16 protein-coding genes are annotated in these 20,315 nt (G+C 63.2%); 7 read left to right on the forward strand and 9 right to left on the reverse strand.

Annotated elements, in window-relative coordinates:
* Nucleotides 1-32 precede the first annotated feature (32 nt).
* The 4 genes from BCY88_RS11020 to BCY88_RS11035 all read left to right on the forward strand — a co-directional run bounded on the left by BCY88_RS11020 (nt 33) and on the right by BCY88_RS11035 (nt 5,636).
* Nucleotides 33-1,271 (forward strand): branched-chain amino acid ABC transporter permease, encoded by a 1,239-nt coding sequence (locus BCY88_RS11020; protein WP_259461366.1) that lies wholly within the window; start codon nt 33-35, stop codon nt 1,269-1,271.
* A complete protein-coding gene (locus tag BCY88_RS11025; RefSeq protein ID WP_120344271.1) occupies nt 1,268-2,020 on the forward strand; it encodes an ABC transporter ATP-binding protein in 753 nt (250 codons plus the stop codon). Before BCY88_RS11020 ends, BCY88_RS11025 begins: the two co-directional genes overlap by 4 nt.
* Entirely contained in the window at nt 2,017-2,730 is a 714-nt protein-coding gene (locus tag BCY88_RS11030) for an ABC transporter ATP-binding protein (protein ID WP_120344272.1), read from the forward strand. The genes BCY88_RS11025 and BCY88_RS11030 overlap by 4 nt, the downstream gene beginning before the upstream one ends.
* Before the next feature lie 479 nt (nt 2,731-3,209).
* Entirely contained in the window at nt 3,210-5,636 is a 2,427-nt protein-coding gene (locus BCY88_RS11035; RefSeq protein WP_404935685.1) for a hypothetical protein, read from the forward strand.
* Here BCY88_RS11035 and BCY88_RS39530 read toward each other — a convergent pair.
* The 8 genes from BCY88_RS39530 to BCY88_RS11070 form a co-directional block, all read right to left on the reverse strand.
* Nucleotides 5,626-5,838: a hypothetical protein gene (locus BCY88_RS39530; protein ID WP_147408510.1), complete on the reverse strand. Its 213-nt coding sequence runs from the start codon at nt 5,836-5,838 to the stop codon at nt 5,626-5,628. The genes BCY88_RS11035 and BCY88_RS39530 overlap by 11 nt on opposite strands.
* 649 nt (nt 5,839-6,487) lie before the next feature.
* Complete coding sequence (gene iolB / locus BCY88_RS11040) at nt 6,488-7,288, reverse strand: 5-deoxy-glucuronate isomerase (protein WP_120344274.1); 801 nt, start codon at nt 7,286-7,288, stop codon at nt 6,488-6,490.
* Nucleotides 7,285-8,211, reverse strand: a complete 927-nt coding sequence (iolE, locus tag BCY88_RS11045; RefSeq protein WP_120344275.1) for a myo-inosose-2 dehydratase — start codon at nt 8,209-8,211, stop codon at nt 7,285-7,287. The genes iolB and iolE overlap by 4 nt, the downstream gene beginning before the upstream one ends.
* Nucleotides 8,212-8,235: 24 nt before the next feature.
* Nucleotides 8,236-10,209 carry a 3D-(3,5/4)-trihydroxycyclohexane-1,2-dione acylhydrolase (decyclizing) gene (gene iolD / locus BCY88_RS11050; protein ID WP_120344276.1) on the reverse strand — a complete coding sequence of 658 codons (1,974 nt, stop codon included), beginning with the start codon at nt 10,207-10,209 and terminating at the stop codon, nt 8,236-8,238.
* Entirely contained in the window at nt 10,206-12,275 is a 2,070-nt protein-coding gene (locus BCY88_RS11055; RefSeq protein WP_259461365.1) for a bifunctional 5-dehydro-2-deoxygluconokinase/5-dehydro-2-deoxyphosphogluconate aldolase, read from the reverse strand. The genes iolD and BCY88_RS11055 overlap by 4 nt, the downstream gene beginning before the upstream one ends.
* 66 nt (nt 12,276-12,341) lie before the next feature.
* Nucleotides 12,342-13,166 (reverse strand): ATP-binding cassette domain-containing protein, encoded by an 825-nt coding sequence (locus BCY88_RS11060; protein WP_120344277.1) that lies wholly within the window; start codon nt 13,164-13,166, stop codon nt 12,342-12,344.
* A 13-nt stretch (nt 13,167-13,179) separates the two neighbouring features.
* Nucleotides 13,180-14,355: an ABC transporter permease gene (locus BCY88_RS11065; RefSeq protein WP_120344278.1), complete on the reverse strand. Its 1,176-nt coding sequence runs from the start codon at nt 14,353-14,355 to the stop codon at nt 13,180-13,182.
* 281 nt (nt 14,356-14,636) lie between these two features.
* The gene (locus BCY88_RS11070) at nt 14,637-15,683 is read right to left on the reverse strand and encodes a sugar ABC transporter substrate-binding protein (RefSeq protein WP_120344279.1); all 1,047 of its coding nucleotides are present in this window, start codon (nt 15,681-15,683) and stop codon (nt 14,637-14,639) included.
* Nucleotides 15,684-15,960: 277 nt separating this feature from the next.
* Between BCY88_RS11070 and BCY88_RS11075 the strand changes: the two genes are divergently transcribed.
* Genes BCY88_RS11075 through BCY88_RS11085 form a run of 3 tightly spaced genes read left to right on the forward strand, consistent with a single transcriptional unit; the run spans nt 15,961 to nt 18,906 of the window.
* Nucleotides 15,961-16,842, forward strand: coding sequence for a MurR/RpiR family transcriptional regulator (locus BCY88_RS11075; protein WP_120344280.1), 882 nt, complete (start codon nt 15,961-15,963; stop codon nt 16,840-16,842).
* Nucleotides 16,835-17,851, forward strand: coding sequence for an inositol 2-dehydrogenase (gene iolG / locus BCY88_RS11080; protein WP_120344281.1), 1,017 nt, complete (start codon nt 16,835-16,837; stop codon nt 17,849-17,851). The genes BCY88_RS11075 and iolG overlap by 8 nt, the downstream gene beginning before the upstream one ends.
* A complete protein-coding gene (locus tag BCY88_RS11085; RefSeq protein WP_120344282.1) occupies nt 17,851-18,906 on the forward strand; it encodes a Gfo/Idh/MocA family oxidoreductase in 1,056 nt (351 codons plus the stop codon). Before iolG ends, BCY88_RS11085 begins: the two co-directional genes overlap by 1 nt.
* Nucleotides 18,907-19,094: 188 nt before the next feature.
* Here BCY88_RS11085 and BCY88_RS11090 read toward each other — a convergent pair whose 3' ends face one another.
* Nucleotides 19,095-20,234 carry an IS481 family transposase gene (locus tag BCY88_RS11090; protein ID WP_120344283.1) on the reverse strand — a complete coding sequence of 380 codons (1,140 nt, stop codon included), beginning with the start codon at nt 20,232-20,234 and terminating at the stop codon, nt 19,095-19,097.
* Nucleotides 20,235-20,315 lie beyond the last annotated feature (81 nt).

A 20,315-nucleotide genomic window follows, 5' to 3' on the forward strand; every position in this document is an offset into this window, starting at 1 on the left:
AGTTCGCCGCGCCGGCAGCCGCGCCTCGCTCGATGTTGCGCAGCTTCACGCCATGGCTTGCGCTGGTCCTGTTCCTCGCCGTGCCGCCCTGTGTCTGGCCGCAAAGCTGGCTGCTCGCGTATCTCGCGCAGACCGCGACGATGATCGTGTTCGCGCTCTCGTACAACCTGCTGCTTGGCGAAACCGGTCTGCTGTCCTTTGGCCATGCCGCTTATTCCGGCCTCGGCGCGCTCATCGCGGCGCAAGTGTTCAATCGCATCGGCGTGCCGTTGGTGCTGCTGCCGTTGATTGGCGGCATCGGCGGCGCGCTGTGCGGGGTGGTGTTCGGCTTCGTGTCGACGCGGCGTGCCGGGACAGCCTTCGCGATGATCACGCTCGGTATCGGCGAACTCGTCGCCGCGGCCGCGTGGACGCTGCCCGACTGGTTCGGCGGCGAGGCCGGCGTGCCGATCGATCGCGCGAGCGGGCCGATGTTTGCAAGCTGGAGCTTCGGCCCGGCGCGTGAGGCGTATGCGCTGATCGCGCTGTGGTGCGTGCTGGCGAGCGTGGCGATGTTCGCGCTGTCGCGCACACCGTTCATGCGGCTCGCCAATGCCGTGCGCGACAACCCGGCGCGCGCTGCGGCGATCGGCTGCTATCCGCGCCGCATCCGCTACGGCGTGGTGGTGATGTCGGCGTTTTTTGCGGGCATCGCAGGCACACTGGGGCTGATCAACGTCGAATTGGTATCGACGGAAAGTGTCGGCATGATGCGCTCGGGCGCCGTGCTGATCGCAACGGTGATCGGCGGCACGGCGGCGTTTTTCGGGCCGGTCGCGGGTGCGATCGTCCTGACGTTTTTCAGCGTCGCGGTGGCGAGCGTCACGCGGGCGTGGCTGTTCTACCTGGGGCTGTTCTTCATCGTCGTCGTAGTGGCGTCGCCGGATGGACTGGCGGGCTTCGCGCAGCGGCACACCGCTCGTGTCGCGGCCTACGGCTGGCGCATATGCGGCAAGGCTTATCTATGGGGCGCGGCCGCAGCGGCGCTGTGGACGCTCGCCGTCGTGCTCGCGGTGCAATGGGCGTATGCCGTGCAATTCGGTGCGGATGACGGTGCATTGTTCAGCGTCGCCGGCATACCGCTGGAGACGGGCTCGCCGCATCTTTGGCTCGGCATCGCGGTGTTCATGTTGGTCGTACCGGCAGCGCTCGCCGCGCGCTACGCGATTCGCGCACAAGCACGCCTTGCCATTCGCACCGGCATTACGCCGATCACCGGAGACGCGCGATGATCCCGGCGCTCGCGGTATACGGCATCGAAAAACGCTTCGGCGCCACGCGGATTCTGCGCGGCGTCGACCTGGCGATCGAACCGGGCGAGCGCCATGCATTGATCGGACCGAACGGCGCCGGCAAGTCGACGCTCTTCAATCTGATCGCTGGCGGGGCGCGGCCGAACGCCGGGCGCATCGATCTGTTCGGCGCGGAGATCACGCGTCTCGCGCCGGCCGCGATCACCCGCCGGGGTCTTGCGCGCAGCTTCCAGACCACCAGCGTATTCGCTCGCCTCAGCGTGTTCGACAATCTGCGCTGTGCGGCCATGCTGGCTGAACGCGACCGCACGCGCTGGTGGCAGCGTTTCAGCGGCTCTCGCACGGTCGACGCGCGCGCCGAACAGGTGCTCGAAGCAGTCGGCTTGAGCGCGCGGCGGGAGAGCCTCGCCGGCACACTGAGCTATGCCGGGCAGCGTGCACTCGACCTCGGTCTCGCGCTCGCGGGCGGCGCGCACACCTTGCTGCTCGATGAGCCCACCGCCGGCATGAATCGCGCCGAGGCGGCGCGCGCCATTGAACTGATTCGCGCGACCACCGCGGGGCGCACGCTCCTGATGGTCGAACACGACATGGACGCCGTGTTCGCGATCGCCGACCGCATTTCGGTGCTGGTGCAAGGCCGCATCATCGCGACCGGCACGCCGGCGGCGATTCGCGCGGACAGCGCGGTGCGCGTCGCTTATCTTGGCGACGGCTTCCCTGCATGACCGCCTTGCTCGACATCCGGCAACTGAACGCCTGGTATGGCGCAAGCCAGACTCTGCATGGCGTCACGTTGCAGATCGCGGCAGGGGAAGTCGTTGCTCTCGTCGGGCGCAACGGTTCCGGGCGTTCGACGCTGGCGCGCGCGATCATGGGGCTCGTGCGCAGCGAGGGTCAGTTGCGTTTTGCGGGGCATGCCCTCGGCGGCCTGCGCACCTTCGAGATCGCCTGCTTGGGGCTCGGTTACGTACCCGAACATCGCGACGTTTTCCCGACGCTGAGTGTCCACGAGAATCTGCAACTCGGTGTGGCACCGCGTGCGCGCGGCCGCATTCCGCGCTTTAGCTTTGATGACGCCTACGCACTGTTCCCCGTCCTGCGCGAAAGAAGGCGCACGCGCGCCGGTGCGTTATCCGGCGGCGAACAGCAGATGCTGACGCTCGCCCGGGCGCTGCTTGGCGACCCCGACTTGCTGGTGATCGACGAACCCGGCGAGGGTCTGGCCGGCCAGGTGATGGGGCAGGTCGCACAGTGCCTGCGGACGCTGCGCGATCGTGGCGTGGCGATGCTGCTGATCGAACAGCGGCTGGTGATCGCGCAAGACATCGCCAGCCGGGTTGCGGTGATGGGGCATGGCGAAATTGTTTTCGACGACGCGCTCGCGTCGTTTGTGAAGCGGCCGGATGTGATGCAGGAATGGCTCGGCGTGGGTTAGCCGAGGCTTGCCGCAGTTTGCGTGACGGGTCCCGATCGCTATGCCGCTAGCGTATTGTTGGCGCGCCAGCCTGCGCCACGTGTCAGATCAACCTGTGCGCATCGGATCGCGTTTTATTGCAGCGCCGCATTCGAAATGGCGAGCGATTTGGTGTCCTGACGTAGACATCAGGTGCCGCGCAAGGCGCGCACGCCTCGCCACGCGTCCAGATCGCTCCCGGGGTGCCGTTTGAATCCCGTTTGCGCGTCACCCGCTCAAGCCCGGTGCGTGGGGCTCTTCAATGATTCGCTGTAGCGATTCAAACGCTTGATCGTTTGGTGAGCGTCCTCCAGAAATCTTGTCGGCAACGCGCCGACAAATCAAGACAATCGGGTTAAAGGCGCGCAACGGCGGCATGGTGTTTAAAGCCGGCGTATGTGCGGCCAACCATGCCATGCCGGACGCGCGCAAGACGCACCGCGGCTCAAGGAGGAGACATCATGAAAAGAACAGGCGCATTGGGCGAAGCATCGGCTAATCGCGTGGAGGAAGGGCCTTCGCCGCGATTGCTTCAAGGGAGGTGGCCGCTTCGAATGGCGCGCGCGCGGCTTGGAGAAACGTGGCGTACGCGCGCGGGAACGGGCGCCGCGCTGGTGACGGCCGCTCTGCTGATGTCCGCCTGCGCCGATGCGAGTTCTTCGACCGGCGACGCGGCATCCGCGCCGTCGACGCAAACGAGCGGCAGCGCGAACGCCGTGAGCAACAACGATAGTCCGCTGACCGCAAAATCGCAGCCGGATGCGGGCGTCGCCACCAATGCCGCCAACCTCACCGGCACCACCACCGGCGCTGCCACCGCGAGCGCCGATCAGCCCGCTTCCGCGTCGCGTCCTTCGCTCGAACTTGCCAAGGCCAGACAACTGGCCGCCGAACAGCGTGTCGCCGCGCGTGTGCCGTCTGCGAGCGGCATGAGCGAGAAGCGTAGCCGTCCGTTGACGCTGCGCGATTCCGGCATCGACGGGTCGTTGATGTTTGCGCGCGACGTCGATTTTCGCGTGACCGGCGATATCGGCTTTCTGATTCACGATATGGCCGCGACGCTGACGCCCGCACGCGCCGGCCAGCCGATCGTGTTCGACGATCCGACCAGCGTGACGATCAACGTCCACCGTGGCGACGTCACGCTCGACAGCGCCAGGCTCACGGCGATTTTCGACCGGTACCTGTTCCAGTATCAGGGCTCGCCGCTGCGCAATATGCGGGTCGTGCCTCAGGATGGCGGCACGTTGCGCATCACCGGCGAAATGCATCGCGACAGCTGGGTGCCGATCGTGCTGACTGGCTCGCTGTCGATGCGCAACGCCGACGAACTCGTGTTCCATGCCGATCACGTCGAAGTGGCCGGCGTCGGTGCCGACAAGCTGATGCAGGCGGCTCACGTGAAGATGGCCGACCTGTTGAAAGTGAACACGCCGATCGCGCGTCTCGACGGCGACGACGTCGTGATGCAGGTGGCCAGGCTCACGCCGCCGCCCGCATTGCGCATGACGATCACACGGATCGACACGAGTGCCGCGGGCGTGCGTTTCACGCTCGACGACCATACGGTGCAGAAGATCGACTGGCCCGCGACGATGCCGCCGCGCGGCATGCTGGTGCAAGGCGGCGACGTGAAGTTCATGCGTTCGATGCCGATGAACATCGACATGGCGCTGACCCCGCTCGATACGAACGCGCCGTTCGTGCTCGACCTTTACCACTACCGCGACCAGATGGCGGCCGGCTACTTCACCTTCGACGAAGCGGGCGCTCTGGACGTGCACCTGCCGTCGTATCCGACGTTAGCCAGTGCTGCTAAGGATGCGCCCATGCAGATCGGCAGCGCGGGCGCGCGTTTTAACGACAGCTTCATTCGTGCGCAACAGGCGTCGCTCGCGCAGGCGCGTCTTGTGTGGCAGCACGTGCCGCAGACTTTGCGGACCGCTTCCGTTGCGCGCGCGATTCCGGTCGGCACACGAGCGGCGTTTTCCGGCCAGAGCATGGCGACACCCGGTTCTGCGATCGGCGACGAGCGTCACTCGCTGGGACCTGCGCCCTTGATTCACGTCGAGAATGTCGACTTTTACGTATCGGGGCGGATTGGTTTTCATGTGCGTTCGCTGGATGCGCAGATGGTGCCGAAGAAGCCGGGCCAACCGGTCGATCTCGACGATCCTGACCAGTACGACATTCGCATCATTGGCGGCGAAGTGGTCGAACCGTGGCCCGCGATGGCGGCGTTGTTCAACGATTACCTGCTCGACTACGAGCCGCGTTCGCTGAACGATTTGCAACTGAAACCGGTGGACGGCAAGTTGGAGGTCACGGGCGGGATCAAGTTGTGGAATCACTTTCCTGGCGTGTGGCTGCCCACGACGATGAGCGGCACGATCATGGCGAAGGATGAGCGGCATCTCGTCTATGAGCCGACCTCGGTGAAGGTGCTGGGGGTGCCGCAGGCGGGTTTGTTGCGGGCGTTGGATATTCCTTTGGCGTCCTTGACGCCTTTTACGCGCAAGGGTGTCGCGTTAAAGGGTAACGAGCTGGTGTTCGATCAGTACACCGTGTTTCCGCCGCCGGTTTTGCAGGGGCGGCTGGCTAGTGCGACGGTGACGGATGAGGGGTTGGTGTTGAAGTTCAAGCGGGATAGTTCGGTTGTGGCTGCGAGGCCGCCTGCCAGCGCGGCGAAGAGCTTTGTGTGGATCGAGTCTGGTGATGTGAAGATGTTTAATTCGTTGGTCACGAATGCCAGGACTTTTATTAAGGATAGTTCTAATCCTGGGGTGATGAGGTTTGATCTTTACGGGTATCGGAGGGATGTTTCTAAAGGGACGGTGAGGATGGGGGAGGATGGAGGGTTGGAGGTTGATCTGGCTGTTAGGAAGTAGTTTTTTTTGCCTGGGCGGCGCTTTGGTTGTTGTTTTTGTGGTGTTGGCCTTTTCTTGATTTGTTATTGGTCTGTTTTGGCTGTGCGCTTACTTCTTTGGCCTTTCCTTGTTGTGTTAGTGGTCTATTGGCGTTGCCCCTGTGCGGGGCGGCACTTACTTTCTTTGCCGCCGCAAAGAAAGATAAGCAAAGAAAGCGGCTCACCCCGCCAGCTCATAAGCGGATCCCCCGCACAGCCAAGGTAGTGGTGCATCTGGAATCCGTGCTCTCGCACACTCCACGTTAGCGACACGGGGCTCATCCGCTCCCACTCCGCACTGCGTGCGTCGCGGATGGGTCTGCATGGGAAACCGGGAGGCTTCGGTTGAGTTCGGTGGGAGCCATCGGCTTCGCCTCGGCGATACCCTCCCGCACTCATTGGCGCCCCCCGCTTGAAATGAAATGGCGATGCGCTGCATTCACCGCGGCGACTGAGTTATCGCGCGGCGCGAAGCAACGGCGTAACGACGAATCAGGGACCTAGGCAACCCGTGGGAACAAAAGCTTGGCGGGTGGTTTCATGAAGGACCGTTCGGCGCGCGCAGCGCCGCCGGAAGTATGACGCCCTTGTCACCGGAGCGAAGTGTGCGAGAACACAGATTCCAGATGCACCACTGCCCCCTCCAAGCTAGGGGACCCACTTATGAGCTGGCGGTGTGAGCCGCTTTCTTTGCTTATCTTTCTTTGCGGCGGCAAAGAAAGTAAGTGCCGCCCCGCACAGGGGCAACACCAATAGACCAATAACACAACAAGGAAAGGCCAACGCCATAAAAGCACAACCAAAGCGCCGCGCAGGCAAAAACCCCCCCCTCCATCAACCATCCTTATCAATAATCCACTCATGCGCAGGATCATTGCGAAAATGCCAAACCCGCTGCCCTCCAGCCATAACATTCAAATAATAAGACTCATACCCATAGGGAACAACAACCGGATGATACCCACGCGGCACCATCACGACGTCGTGATTCTCAACGGCCATCGACTCATCGATATCCCGCATATCCGTGTACACGCGCTGAAACGCAAACCCCTGCGGCGGATCGAGCCGATGATAGTAAGTCTCTTCGAGCGAGCTCTCATGAGGCACATTGTCCGTATCGTGCTTATGCGGCGGATAGCTTGACGCATGCCCGCCCGGCGTCCGAACCTCAACCACCAGCAACGACTCCGCAAGCTCAGTCTGCGGAAGAATATCGCATACATAGCGCGTATTCAGCCCCTTCCCGCGCGTAGAGCGCTTCATCGTAGACGGCTCGATCAACCTCGCCGGATACTCACCCTTGGCCGGCGCACTCGCCACGCCAATCTCGGCATCGCGACAGGCGCGAACCGTCGCCCGCACGCCAGGCGGTAAATACAACGCATGCGGCGCGGCATCCTCGAACACGCTATCGCGCGAGCCCAGTGAACTCCATGTGGCGTCGGCAGTTTCAATATCCACTGCGCCCGTTAGCACCACAATACAAACCTCCCGCGATGGCTCGAACACGTGAACAACTTCGCTCGTGCTCAACCGGTAAGCAGCAAATCCCACATACCGCCAACACGCCGACTCGGGCGTCACCCGCGCGATCGTCTGGCCCTCGCGCTGTGCCTTCACCAATAAACTCATGCTGCCTCCTGCTCAGTCTTGCCAGTGGCGTCGAGCGGTGCATCGACCAATGATCGCAGCGTTCTGAAGCCTTTCTGCGCATATTCGAACGATGGCGCAACCACCGGGTCCTGTTCCGCTTCAACCACCAGCCAGCCGCGATAGCCGTGCCGTTTCAATCGATCGATAATCGCCGGGAAGTTCACCGCGCCGTCACCCGGAACCGTGAACGCGCCATTAATCACGGCGTCGAGAAAACTCCAGTTGCGATTGCGCGCCAACTTCATCACCGCCGGTCGAACGTCCTTGCAGTGCACATGACATACGCGGCCAATGTGTTTGTCCAGAACCGCGAGCGGATCGCCGCCGGCGAAGGTAATGTGCCCTGCGTCGAACAGCAGGCCGACGGCATCGCTCGTGCGCGACATCAACTGATCGACGTCAGCCGGTGTTTCGACGTAGGCGCCCATGTGGTGGTGGTACGCAAGCCGCACGCCGCGGCTCAGCGTATAACGCGCGAATTCGTCGACGCGCGCGGCATACGCGGCCCACTGCGCTTCGCTGAAAAAACGGGGACGCTGATACAGCGGTTGCGGCGCGCCCTGGATCGAATCGGCCACTTCGCCGTAGACCATCGCGGTCGCGCCGTTCTGCGCGAGCAGCTCGAGATGCGGGCCGACCGAGGCGATTTCCTCTGCCACGCTGCGTCGCGCGAGTCGTCCGGAGTACCAGCCGGATACCAAGGCCAGATCGTATTGGGCGAGCAGCGCCTTCAATGCCTGCGGTTCGCGCGGGAATTTGTTGCCGAGTTCGAACCCCTGGTAGCCGATCTGGCGTCCTTCGGTCAACGCGACCTCAAGCGGTGTCTCGCCGCCGAGCGAAGGCAGGTCGTCGTTCATCCACGACAAGGGATTGATGCCGATACGTACGTCGAAAGCAGTCATGCGAGCATCCTCATTCGTTGTCGCTCATTCATTGTCGATATGGCGGGGGCGGTCGCCGGGATCGGCCGGTGCGGTGCGTGCGGCGAGCTGCGCGTCGTATTGCGAACGCGCGGCGCGCACGGTGTCGCGCGCCGATACCTCGGGCACGGCGACTTCCCACCACCAGCCGCCTTCGTTGGTGGTACGGGCAGGGTCGGTGTCGATACTGATCACGTAGGTGCGATCGGCCGCGCGAGCTCGTTGCAGGGCGCTTTCGAGTTCGGCGATGTTCGCGACATGTTCAGCTTGCGCACCGAGCGCGCGCGCGTGCGCGGCGAAGTCGATTTTCGGCGCGCCGAGCGGCCCCTGCATGCAGTCGTCGAGCAGGTTGTTGAACGGCGCGCCGCCGCAGGCCTGCTGCAAACGGTTGATGCAGCCGTAGCCGCGGTTGTCGAGCACCACCACGATCAGCTTCGCACCGATCATCACCGACGTGGCGATCTCGCTGTTCATCATCAGATAGCTGCCGTCGCCGAGCATCACGATCACTTCACGTGCCGGCCGCGCAAGTTTCACGCCGAGGCCGCCGGCGATTTCGTAGCCCATGCACGAGTAGCCGTACTCGACGTGATAGGCACCCGGTTTGGCCGCGCGCCATAGCTTGTGCAATTCGGCCGGCAAGGTGCCCGCTGCGCAAACGACGATGTCGTCAGTCGCGGAACGCGCGTTCGAGCGCTGCACCGCGCCGATCACGTCGCCTTCGTACGGCAGGACGGTGTCGCGTTGTGGCGCATGCGTGAGCGTACTCACGGTATCGCGCCAGCTCGCCGCGAGCTTGTGCGCACGCGCGGTCCATGTGCGCTCCGCGTGCCAGCCCTGGAGGGATTCGGTGAGCGCGTCGAGCGCAAGACGTGCGTCCGCTTCGACCACCCGCGCGCGATGTTTGAGGCCGTCGAACGGATTCGCGTTGATGCCGATGACGTCGGCCTGCGTGAACAGGGTATTCGAACCGGTCGTGAAGTCCTGCAGGCGTGTGCCGATGGCGAGCACGCAATCGGCATCATGAGCAAGCGCGTTGGCGGCGGGCGAGCCGGTCACGCCCAACGCGCCGGCGTTCAGCGGATCGTTCCACGCGAGCGAACCCTTGCCCGCCTGCGTTTCCGTCACCGGAATGCCGTGTGCGGCGGCGAAGCGGTGCAGCGCATCTGTCGCGCGGCCATAAAGTACGCCGCCCCCTGCAACGATCAGCGGACGCCTCGCGCGGCGCAAACGGGCAACCGCTGCGTCGATATCTTCGGCGCGCGGCGCGGGGGAGTGAAATGTGACGAGGCGCGGCGCAAAGAAGTCGGCCGGGAAGTCCCATGCCTGGGCCTGCACGTCCTGGGGCAGCGCGAGCGTGACGGGACCGCATAACGCGGCGTCGGTGAGCACACGCAACGCGCGCGGCAGCGCATTGAGCAATTGCGCCGGATGCACGATGCGATCGAAGTAGCGCGACACCGGTTTGAAGGCATCGTTAGCGGAGACGCCGCCGTCGTGGAAATCCTCGACCTGCTGCAACACCGGATCGGGCGCGCGCGAGATGAATACATCGCCGGGTAGCAGCAGCACGGGCAGACGGTTCACATGCGCGAGCGCGGCCGCAGTGATCAGATTGGTCGCGCCCGGTCCGATCGAGGTCGTGACGGCCATCATGCGGCGCCGGAAATGCGCTTTCGCATAGGCGATCGCGCTGTGCGCCATCGCCTGCTCGTTATGCGCTCGCAGTGTGGGCAACGCTTCGCGATGCTGATACAAGGCCTCGCCCATGCCGGCCACATTGCCGTGTCCGAAGATCGCGAACACGCCGCCAAAAAGCGGCTCGGTGCCGGTGCCGTCTTCGGTCGTGACGCGTTGTGCCGCGAGGTAGCGAACCAGCGCCTGAGCGGTCGTCAGGCGCACGGTGCCGCCCGACGGTGCTGATGTCTGGGTGGCGTCGTTGGCGGACGCCGCGTCATGATGCAATACACGCTGGTTCATGCCGCCTGCTCCTGATGTGCGTGGCTCGCCGTGGTGGGCTGCGCGTGTGTCGCTCCGCGCGTGGCGCGCCACGACGCGATCAGTGTTTCGAAGGTGTGGCGCACGCGCGCAATCAGTTCATCGTCGCCGATCTCACCGGCGAGCCAGGCGTGACTCGGCTCGTGAAAGATCGTGCGGCCCACGGTAAAGCCGCGGCATGTGGCCGATTGCGCCGCCGCGCGAAAACCCTCGTCCAACTGCTCGACACCCGCCGACAAACCGAGCAGCACCACGCCCCGGCAATACGGATCGCGCTCGGCGATCAGCGCGTCGACGGCTTGCCATTGCGCGGCGTCCATCGGTTCGAGCTTCCACCATTCCGGGTAGATGCCGATGTTGTACAGCCGCTTCAAGGCACGATAGACGATGTCCGGCGCCTGCGGCAGATGCGCGTGCTTCGGCGGAATCACTTCGAGCAGCAATTCGTGACCGCTTGCCTGCGTCGCGTCGTAAAGCGCACGCAGTTGGGCTTCCTGTTCGAGACGCTGTTCGACCGGTTCGTCGGGATGGAATTGCACGAGGCACTTGGCAATGTGTTCCTGCGGCCAGGCGATCAGCGTGGTGCCGATCGAGCGGCCGTGGTCGAATACCAACGGCACGGAGCCGGGCAGCTCGACCGGCCGGCCGATCCACCAGCCGCGGCCGGTGGCGGCATTCAGGGCGTCCTGGCCGTAGCGGTCATCGCTCAATATGCCGATGCGGCCCTGTAAGTCCAGAGCGGTCTCTGTCTGCGCGACGGCCTCGACAAACAGGCTCTTCAGTTGTGCGATACGTGCCTCATCGGCACCGGTCTGTTGCGCGAGTTCGAAGAACTGGTTGCGGTGGTCGAACGCGAAACCGAGTACTTCGTCCCATTGCTTGCGGGCCGGGGAGACACGATGCAGCCGTGCGAGCGTCGCATCGCGGTCGGGGCGGCGCATGCGTTGCGGATCGGCCTTGGCTTCGCGCAGGAAGTAGTCGAGTTCGGCGGGCGTCGGCATCGCGGGGGCGCAGCCGTGACGCGAGACGACCAGTGCGCCGCTGGCATTCGCCGCACGCGCGCACGCGTCGAGCGGTTGATCGCGCAACCATCCGGACAGAAAACCGGAGGCGAAGGCGTCGCCCGCGCCGAGCACGTTCAGCACTTCCACCTCGACGCCGCCATGAACCGGCAAATCGTCAAGCGATGCGGGCACGTTGCCGTCGATGATCTGGCAGCCCATCGGCCCGCGCTTCAGGACCAGGGTGGCCGGCGTCACGGCGCGCACCATCGCGAGTGCGTCGACAAGCTCGGTTTTGCCGCCGGCGATGCGGAACTCCTCCTCGGTGCCGATCACCAGATCGAACAAAGGCAGAATGCGCTGCAGATGCGCTGTCACACCTTCGCTCGCGACGAAGCGGGTTTCACCGTCCGCTTTGCCGGTGAGACCCCACAGCACAGGACGATAATCAATATCGAGCACGGTGCGCACGTTATTGCGCCGTGCGTAATCCAGTGCGCGGCGGCTGGTTCGATTCACCTGCTCGGTCGAAAAGTGCGTGCCGGTAATCAGCAGTGCTTTCGATGACGCCACGTACGCCTCGTCGAAGTCCGCTTCATCCACGGCCATATCCGCGCAGTTCTCGCGATAGAAGATCAGCGGGAACGTATCGCGATCTTTCAGGCCGAGCAGAACGAGCGCCGTCAGGCGCTCCTGATCGACGCGTACATGGCTGACGTCGCAGCCTTCCTTCGTCAAGGTTTCGGTCAGAAAGCGGCCCATGTGATCGTTGCCGACGCGCGCCAGCATCGCCGACGCGAGTCCGAGCCGTGCGCAACCGAACGCGATATTCGCCGACGAACCGCCGAGATACTTCGCGAAGCTCGACACGTCTTCGAGCCGCGCGCCGACCTGCTGCGCGTACAGATCGACTGCGAGACGGCCAAGACAGATGATGTCGCGGCCGCGGTCCGGCGCGAAACGGCTGGCCGCCGCCGAGGCGGACGTGGAGCCAATGCCGTTCGCGTTGCCGATTCCGGTCCCGCTGGATGTGCTGGAATGAGCCATGAATATTCCTGAAGAGCTGAGCGCGGGCCCGAGGCGCGGTAAGCGCCGCCAACCCGCGCGAATAAATCAGATCGTCGCGCCGTCGAGCTCGCCGATCATCTTCTGCATTTCGGCGCCGCCGGCCATCATGTCGAGGACTTCGTCCTTGCTGATGGTGTCCTTCGTGAACGTGCCGAGCGATTTGCCGCGATTGAGCAGCGTGAACGAGTCGCCGATCGGATACGCGTGATGCACGTTGTGCGTGATGAAGATCACCGAGATGCCTTTCGCGCGCGCGGTGTGAATCAGCTTCAACACGTTGAAACTCTGTTTGACGCCAAGGGCGGCGGTCGGCTCGTCGAGAATCAGCACGCGCGCGCCGAAGTGAATCGCCCGCGCGATCGCCAGACATTGCTTCTCGCCGCCGGACATCGTGCCGATCGGTTGATGCGGATCGCGCACGTTGATGCCCATCTCGGCAAGCTTGTCGCGCGCGGTGGTCGCGCTGGTTTCGAGGTCCATCACGTTGATGAAGCCGAACAGTTTCTTCTGCGGCTCGCGGCCCATAAAGAAGTTGCGTGCAACCGAAAGCAACGGCACCAGCGCGAGATCCTGATAGACGGTGGCGATGCCGAGATCGAGCGCGTCTTTGGGCGATTCGAACTGCACGGGTTTGCCGTCGACCAGATACTGGCCGGAAGAGGGTTGATGCACCCCGGCCAGCGTTTTGATCAGCGTCGATTTGCCCGCGCCGTTGTCGCCGAGCAGGCAATGCACCTCACCGCGCTTCAGGCGCAACGTCACGCCGCTCAGCGCGATGACCTGGCCGAAATACTTGCTGACGTTTTCGAGCGCGAGGATCACGTCGTCCTGCGGTTGCGCCGAGGCGCTCACGGTATTCATGTCGGACATGGTCGTCTCCCCGTTACGATTGCGCGACGCGGCGGCGCACGTAGTGATTGAACAGTACGGCGATCAGCAGCATCACGCCGAGGAACACGCGGAACCAGTCGGAGTCGACATTCGTGTAGGTGATGCCGATCTGCACGACACCGAAGATCAGCGCGCCGAAGCAGGCGCCGATCACCGAACCGTAGCCGCCCGTGAGCAGCGTGCCGCCGATCACCGCCGCGATGATGGCTTCGAATTCGGCTTGCAGCCCACGGTCGGCCGCAGCCGAGCCGATGTCGCACACTTGCAGCACGGCGAACAGGCACGCGCAGAACGCGGTCAGCACGAACAGCGAAATCTTCACGCGCCGTACCGGCACGCCGACATTCTTTGCCGCGTTGGCGTCGCCGCCGACTGCGAAAATCCAGTTGCCGAAACGGGTCTTGGCGAGGGTGAACGCGCAGACCGCGGCAAGCGCGAACCACCAGAGCAGCACTTTCGGAATGCCCGGCACGAGCGGATTGCCGTTGTCGAGCAGCTTCACGACGCCGATGTGGCCGAGCCAGACGAACAGACCCTTGAACGCGACACCCTGGAACAAGGTATGAGCGAACCAGTCGTGAGCGGCAACGTCGCCCACGCCCGAGATGATCGTGCGGTCGGCGAACATGACCGACAGCGCCAGGGTGAGCCCACGCAGGATGAACAGAAACGCCAGCGTCACGATGAACGACGGCAAGCGCGTGCGCATCACCAGATAGCCGTTGAGAGCGCCGAGCAGCATCGATCCGGCGAACGCAAACAGGATCGACAACGCAATCGGCCAGTGAAAATACATCGTGGGCAGCGCGACCATCATGCCGGAGAAGCCGATCATCGAACCGATCGACAGATCGAACTCGCCGGCAATCATCAGCAGGCATGCGCCGACTGCGATCAGGCCGAGATAAGCGGCCACTTGCGACCAGTTCATCACGCCGTCGAGGTTGAACATGCCGGAGCCGCCGGCCGCCACGCCAAACACGAGGAACACCATCACGGTGCCCGCGAGGGCGGCGAACTCTGGACGGTTCAGCAGATGCCGGAACCACGATTCCTGCCGCACACGTTCATCGGCCGACGCAGGCGTACCGCCGGACGTAGGCGCCCCGTCACTGCTGGAAGGGGGCTGCTTGCGGGGATGAGGATGGAAGGGGTTGGCTACGCCCATTGAAGCTCTCCTTGATGCGCCTGGGGATGGCAGTCGCGATCGGCCCGCGGTGGACCGGATCGGACGCCCATGGCGCGTAATACACGTAAAAGCGGCACGTAAAAGCGGCACGTAAAGCGCACGTAAAGCGCACGTAGAGCGCACGTAAAACACACGTAGCGTGCGCGTAAAACGTAACGAACGCGGGCGTGGGGCGGCCGGGCCAGTCGCGGCCGGCCGCATCCACTTTCTTCATACCTGCCGGAACGGTTCTCCCGTATCCGCACTTCCGGCGAAACGGGTTAGCGATACTGCCCGGCGTACTTGATCACCTTGTCGATATTGGCCTTGGTGATGAAGCCCGGGCCTGAACCGATATTGCGCGGCCCATAGGCGGGCTGCAGGCCATACGTGGTGAGACGCTGCTGGAACTTCGGATTGGCCTGCAGGATCTGGCGAATCTTCGCCGGATCTGTGGTGTGCTCCTTTTTCACGATCGCCAGTACGGCGACCGGGATATAGCCTTGCAGGTAGGGTTGCTGGTCGATCGCGAACTGGATCGTGCCGTCCTGAATGCCCTTTGCGATGTCACTGTCGAAATCGAACGTCGCGAACCAGACCTTGCCGGCGAGGCCCATCTGCTGCAGCGCCTTGATCGTCGGCGCCGCCGACAGCGGACCGAGGGTCAGCACCGCCTGGGTGTTCGGGTGATTGCGCAGATACGCGCTCACTTTCGATTGCACACCGGTCGGGTCCTGGCCGGCGTCGAGCGTGGAGGTCTTGAAGTCGACGCCGATCGCGTCGGCAAAGCCTCGGCAGCGTTCGAACGAAGCCGGGTTGGTTGCGTAGTGGTTGACGCACAGGAACGACTTGATGCCCGCCGCCTTCGCCTTCTGGCCCGCCGCTTTGCCGGCCGCATATTCAGGCTGGCCGACGTGCATGATGGCGCCGAGCTGCGCGCTTTGCTCTTCCGTACCGGAGTTGATCGTGACGAGCGGGATGTGTTTCTCCGTGACCTTGGAGATCGCGCTCTTGAGCACGTCGAAGTCAGCGATCGAGACGATCACGCCGTCGTAGTTGCGCGCGGCCGCCTGTTCGATGAGGCGCGCCATGTCGGCGATGTCGCCGTTCGGCGGATTGCGGTAGTCGGTCTCGACGTTGAAATCCTCGTCGGCCTGTTTGATGGCGTTCTTGATGGTGTTCCACCACGAATCCGAATCCGGCGCGTGGCTGATCAGCACGAAGTGAGCGTCAGCCGCGCGGGCGGCCGATGCCGCACCGAATCCCATCGCCAACGTCAATGCCGTCGCCAGAATCCTGAGCGTAGCCTTGCCCTTGCAAAGTCTCATTGTCTCCACCTTTCTCGGTCTGTCGTTATTGAAGGGAGCGTCTGGCGGGCGGCCTTCCAATTGCATGCGTTGCGGCATGCGTCAGCCGATGCACCATCGCTCACGATCAAGATTAGGCCATCTTCCGAAGCGTTGCAATGAAAATTTCATGACAAATAAAAATGGAAAATACATTCCATTTGACGTGGCGCCTGCCTATAATCGGCAGCGTCAGGAGTCTGTGCGGCGCGCGTTGAAAACCCTTTGCGCACTGCAATAAAGCAACGAAGAGAGAGCCATGGCGGAAGAGAGCACCGAAGACTTGCCGAGCGTCGAAGAATTGATGCAGCGCATCGCGGAAAACTACGAGACGCTGCCGCGTCAGTTGAAGAATGTCGCGACGTATATCGAGCAGCATCGTTCGAGCGTGATGGTGGATCGCACCAGTGATATCGCCGCGAGCTGCGGCGTGCATCCGTCCGCGGTGGTGCGCTTTGCACAGCGTTTCGGTTTCTCTGGCTTCTCCGATTTGCAGTCGGTGTTTCGCCAGGCCTATACCGGGCAGGGAACATCCTCGCCGAGCTATCAGCAGCGGATTCGCAAGCTGATCGACGAGAAACCCGGCGCCTTATCGGGTGGCGCGGTGGCGCGCGAATTCATCGCGGCCTCGCGTGGCGGACTCGAAGAACTCGAAGCCGGTCTCGACGATCAGCAGTTCGATGCAGCCGTGAAGATGCTGCAGCAGGCCGACAACATCTACGTGATCGGCGTGCGGCGTTCGTTTCCGGTGGCGAGTTATATCGTCTACGCCCTGCAGCACACGCCAAAGCGCGTGCACCTGGTGTCCGGTTTCGGCGGGATGTACCGCGAACAGATTCGCAGCGTGAAGAAGGGCGACGTGGTGATCGCGATCAGTTTCGCGCCTTATGGCAAGGAAACGCAGTATTGCCTGCGTGTCGCGCATCATCACCAGGCCAAGACCCTGGTTATTACGGATAGCCAACTTTCTCCGCTGGCGCGCTACGCCACCACTCAACTGTATGTAAAAGAGGGCAGCGCGTTTGCGTTCCGCTCGCTGACCAGCACGATCTGTTTGTGCCAGGCGTTGTTTATCGCGCTCGCGTACAAGCTCGAACTGAACGTGGAAGAATCCAAAGAGACTGGAGGATACGATGACTGAGGCGGTAAAGACGATCGACGTAGCGGTATTCGGTGCGGGACGTATCGGCAAGATTCATGCGGCGAATCTTGCACGGCAGCCAGGCGTGCGGCTCAAGTATGTGGTCGACGTGAATCGCGAGGCGGCTGCGGCACTCGCCGCCGAGCACGGCGCGCAGGTCGCGGACATCGATGGTGCGATGGGCGATGCGTCGATCGGCGCGACGGTGATCTGTTCGAGCACGGACACGCACGCGGATCTGATCATGAAGTCGGCCGCGCAGAAGAAACATGTGTTCTGCGAGAAACCGGTCGATCTGACTTTGGAGCGCGCGCGTGCGTGCGCCGAGGCGGTCGAGCGTGCGGGCGTCGTTTGCATGATCGGTTTTCAGCGCCGCTTCGATCCGACTTTTTCCGCATTGAAAGCGCGCATCGATGCGGGCGAAATCGGTACGCCGGAGATGCTGGTGGTGACAAGCCGTGATCCGGGCGCGCCGCCGGTCGAGTACATCAAACACTCGGGCGGCATTTTCAAGGACATGCTGATTCACGACTTCGACATCTTCCGCTGGATTCTCGACGACGAAGCCGACACGTTGCACGCCACCGGCAGTTGCCTTTCCGATCCGGCAATTGCTGACGCGGGCGATATCGACTCGACCGCCGTGACGATTCGCACGAAGCGTGGGCGGCTGTGCCAGATCAACACTGCGCGTCGCGCAGCCTATGGTTACGACCAGCGCTTCGAGGTGCTCGGCAGCACGGGCATGCTGCAGGCGGGCAACGTGCGGCCGACGGAAGTCACCGCCTATTCGCGAACCGAAGTATCGAGCGACGTGCCCGAGGCGTTTTTCCTTGAGCGTTATCGCGCGGCGTACGCATTGGAAATCGCGCATTTCTTCGATGCGGTCACGCACGGCAAACCGGTGCGAACCACGGTTGCCGACGGTCTGAAAGCGCTTGAACTCGCCGACGCCGCGACGCGCTCGTGGCGCGAGGGCCGCGCGGTGAAACTTGGCGAGGCATTGTGATGAGCGCGGCTTCGTCTGGGAGTGGGCGGCTTCGCCTGGGGGTGGTCGGTTTGGGGCGGCTGGGCAAGCGGCATGCGGAAAATCTCGCGTATCGCGTGCCGGGGGCGGCGCTCGTGGCTGCGTGCAGTCCGCTGGAAGAGGAGCGGGCATGGGCGCGCGAAACCTTGCCCGAACCGCGTCTTTATGACGATTATGCGGACCTGCTGGCCGATCGCGAGGTGGACGCGGTGTGGCTCGTGACGCCGTCGTCGTTGCACGCGCAGCAGATTATCGATGCGTTGCGCGCCGGCAAACATGTGTTCTGCGAGAAGCCGCTCTCGCTGGATCTCGACGAGTGCCAGCGCGTGTTGGCGGAGGCTGAGCGCTATCCGCATCTGCGGGCGACCATTGGGTTCATGCGGCGCTTCGACCCGAGTTACAAGGACGCATTTGACAAGATCCAGGCTGGCGCGATTGGCCGGCCTTTCCTGGTGCGTTCGCAAACGACCGACAAGAACGATGATGACGGGTTCTTCGTGCGTTTCGCCGCGACGTCGGGGGGGATTTTTCTGGACTGTACCGTGCACGATATTGACGTGGCGCGCTGGCTGCTTGGGCGGCCGCGTGCCAAACGCGTGTTCGCGGCGGGCGCGGTTGCGTTGCACGAAGGGCTGCGTGAATTCGGCGACGTGGATAACGGCGTGGCGATCTGCGAATTCGAGGATGGCAAGCTCGCAATGTTCTATGCGTCGCGCACGCAGGCGCATGGGAATGATACGCATAGCGAAGTGATAGGTACCGCGGGTGCGCTGGCGATCGGTCGCAATCCGCGGTCGAATCGTGTCGAGATTTATGATGCGATGGGTATTCGCAATGAATGCACGCCGAGCTTCTTCGATCGGTTCGAGGAGGCGTTTTTGTATGAGGCACGGGAGTTTGTTGCCTCTGTGCAAGGCCAGGTTGGCGCCAGTGCTGGTGCGCAGGCCGGGGCGACGCTCGCCGATGCGCTTGAAGCGACTCGTATTGGGATGGCGTTGCGGTTGTCATTGCAGAGTGGGGAGGCTGTGGTTTTGTAATTACTGAGGTTTTTTTTTGCCTGGGCGGCGGTTTGGGTGTGGTTTTTGTGGCGTTGGCCTTTCCTTGTTGTGTTAGTGGTCTATTAGCGTTGCCCCTGTGCGGGGCGGCACTTACTTTCTTTGCCGCCGTGTATAGGCCGGACACATAGGTAACAGGTGTGCGGGGACATAGGTAACACATGATCCGCTCATTCCTGCTGGTTCAGGTTGATGGTTCCGAAACGGTAATGCGCAAAAAACAGGTCGTAGCAGTTCTCTTCACCGGCGCGCTCGCGGATGGCCACGGGCAGGTTGTGCAAGGCGTTCGATACCTTGAATCGCCGGTTCCTGAAGCGTAGCTCACCGTTCCACTTCACGCGCTGCACGAGATCGTTGTCACCATATTCGATGGGCGGCAGGATCTCGGGATACGCCCGGGGGCTGGGCCGGTATCGCGTGACCGGGGTTGCCATGTCCAGCGCCTGATGTGGACGCTGGTGGTTGTAGACCGTGCGCCACGCATCGAACGCCTGCTGGGCGCTGTTCAGGTCCCTGAAATGGTGGCCGGTGAGCACTTCGGCCTTCAGCGTGCGGTGAAACCGCTCCTCCTTGCCATTGGTCTGCGGATGGGCCACCCGGCTGTGGGACAGTCGCACGCCCAGCCGGATGAGCCAGATGGCCAGTTCGGTCAGTTGCCCCGGCTGGCTGGGGCTGCCCCACGGCGAACCGTTGTCCGCGTTGATGCGCAACGGCAGACCGTAGCGGCGGAACGTGCGCTCCAGATGATGCTGCACGGTCCGGGTGTCGGTGCAGATGCAGGCATCGAGCGTCACGCTGTAGCGCGAATGATCGTCCAGCAGGGTCAGGGGCGAACAGTGCCGTCCATCCTGCAGGTCGAACCAGCCCTTGAAATCCATCTGCCACAGGTCGTTGGGCTGCGCATGTTCGAAGCGCTGCCAGGGCGTGGCCGCGTCGGAGGCGCACGGATCGATCAGCCCATGACGATGCAGGATGTCCGTCACGGTGCTGGGAGCGGGTACGCCCGTGTGACCCTGGTCGCGCAGGCGACGGCTGATCTTGCGCCCGCCCCAGGCCGGATGCGCCCCCCGCAGTTCGAGCACCTGCTGCTCGACGCACGCGGGCGTGCGTGCCGGACTCTGCTGGGGGCGGCGTGAGTGATCTGTCAACGTCGTCGTGTCGCCCTGCGCGTAGCGCCCGAGCCACTTGTAGCCGGTCTTCGGACTGATGCCGAAGCGTCGGCACAGCTCACGACGGTTGGCGCCTTCCTGCAAGGCCAGATGGACGAATTCCAGACGCAGATTCATGGTGTCTCTCGGGTTCCAGGGCATGACCGGCTCCAGGCGATTCACTCGCCCAGAGTGTTACCCATGTCCCCGCACACCTGTTACCCATGTCCCCGGTCCATACAC

It is taken from the genome of Paraburkholderia fungorum (genome assembly GCF_003610895.1).
Classification (GTDB): domain Bacteria; phylum Pseudomonadota; class Gammaproteobacteria; order Burkholderiales; family Burkholderiaceae; genus Paraburkholderia; species Paraburkholderia fungorum_B.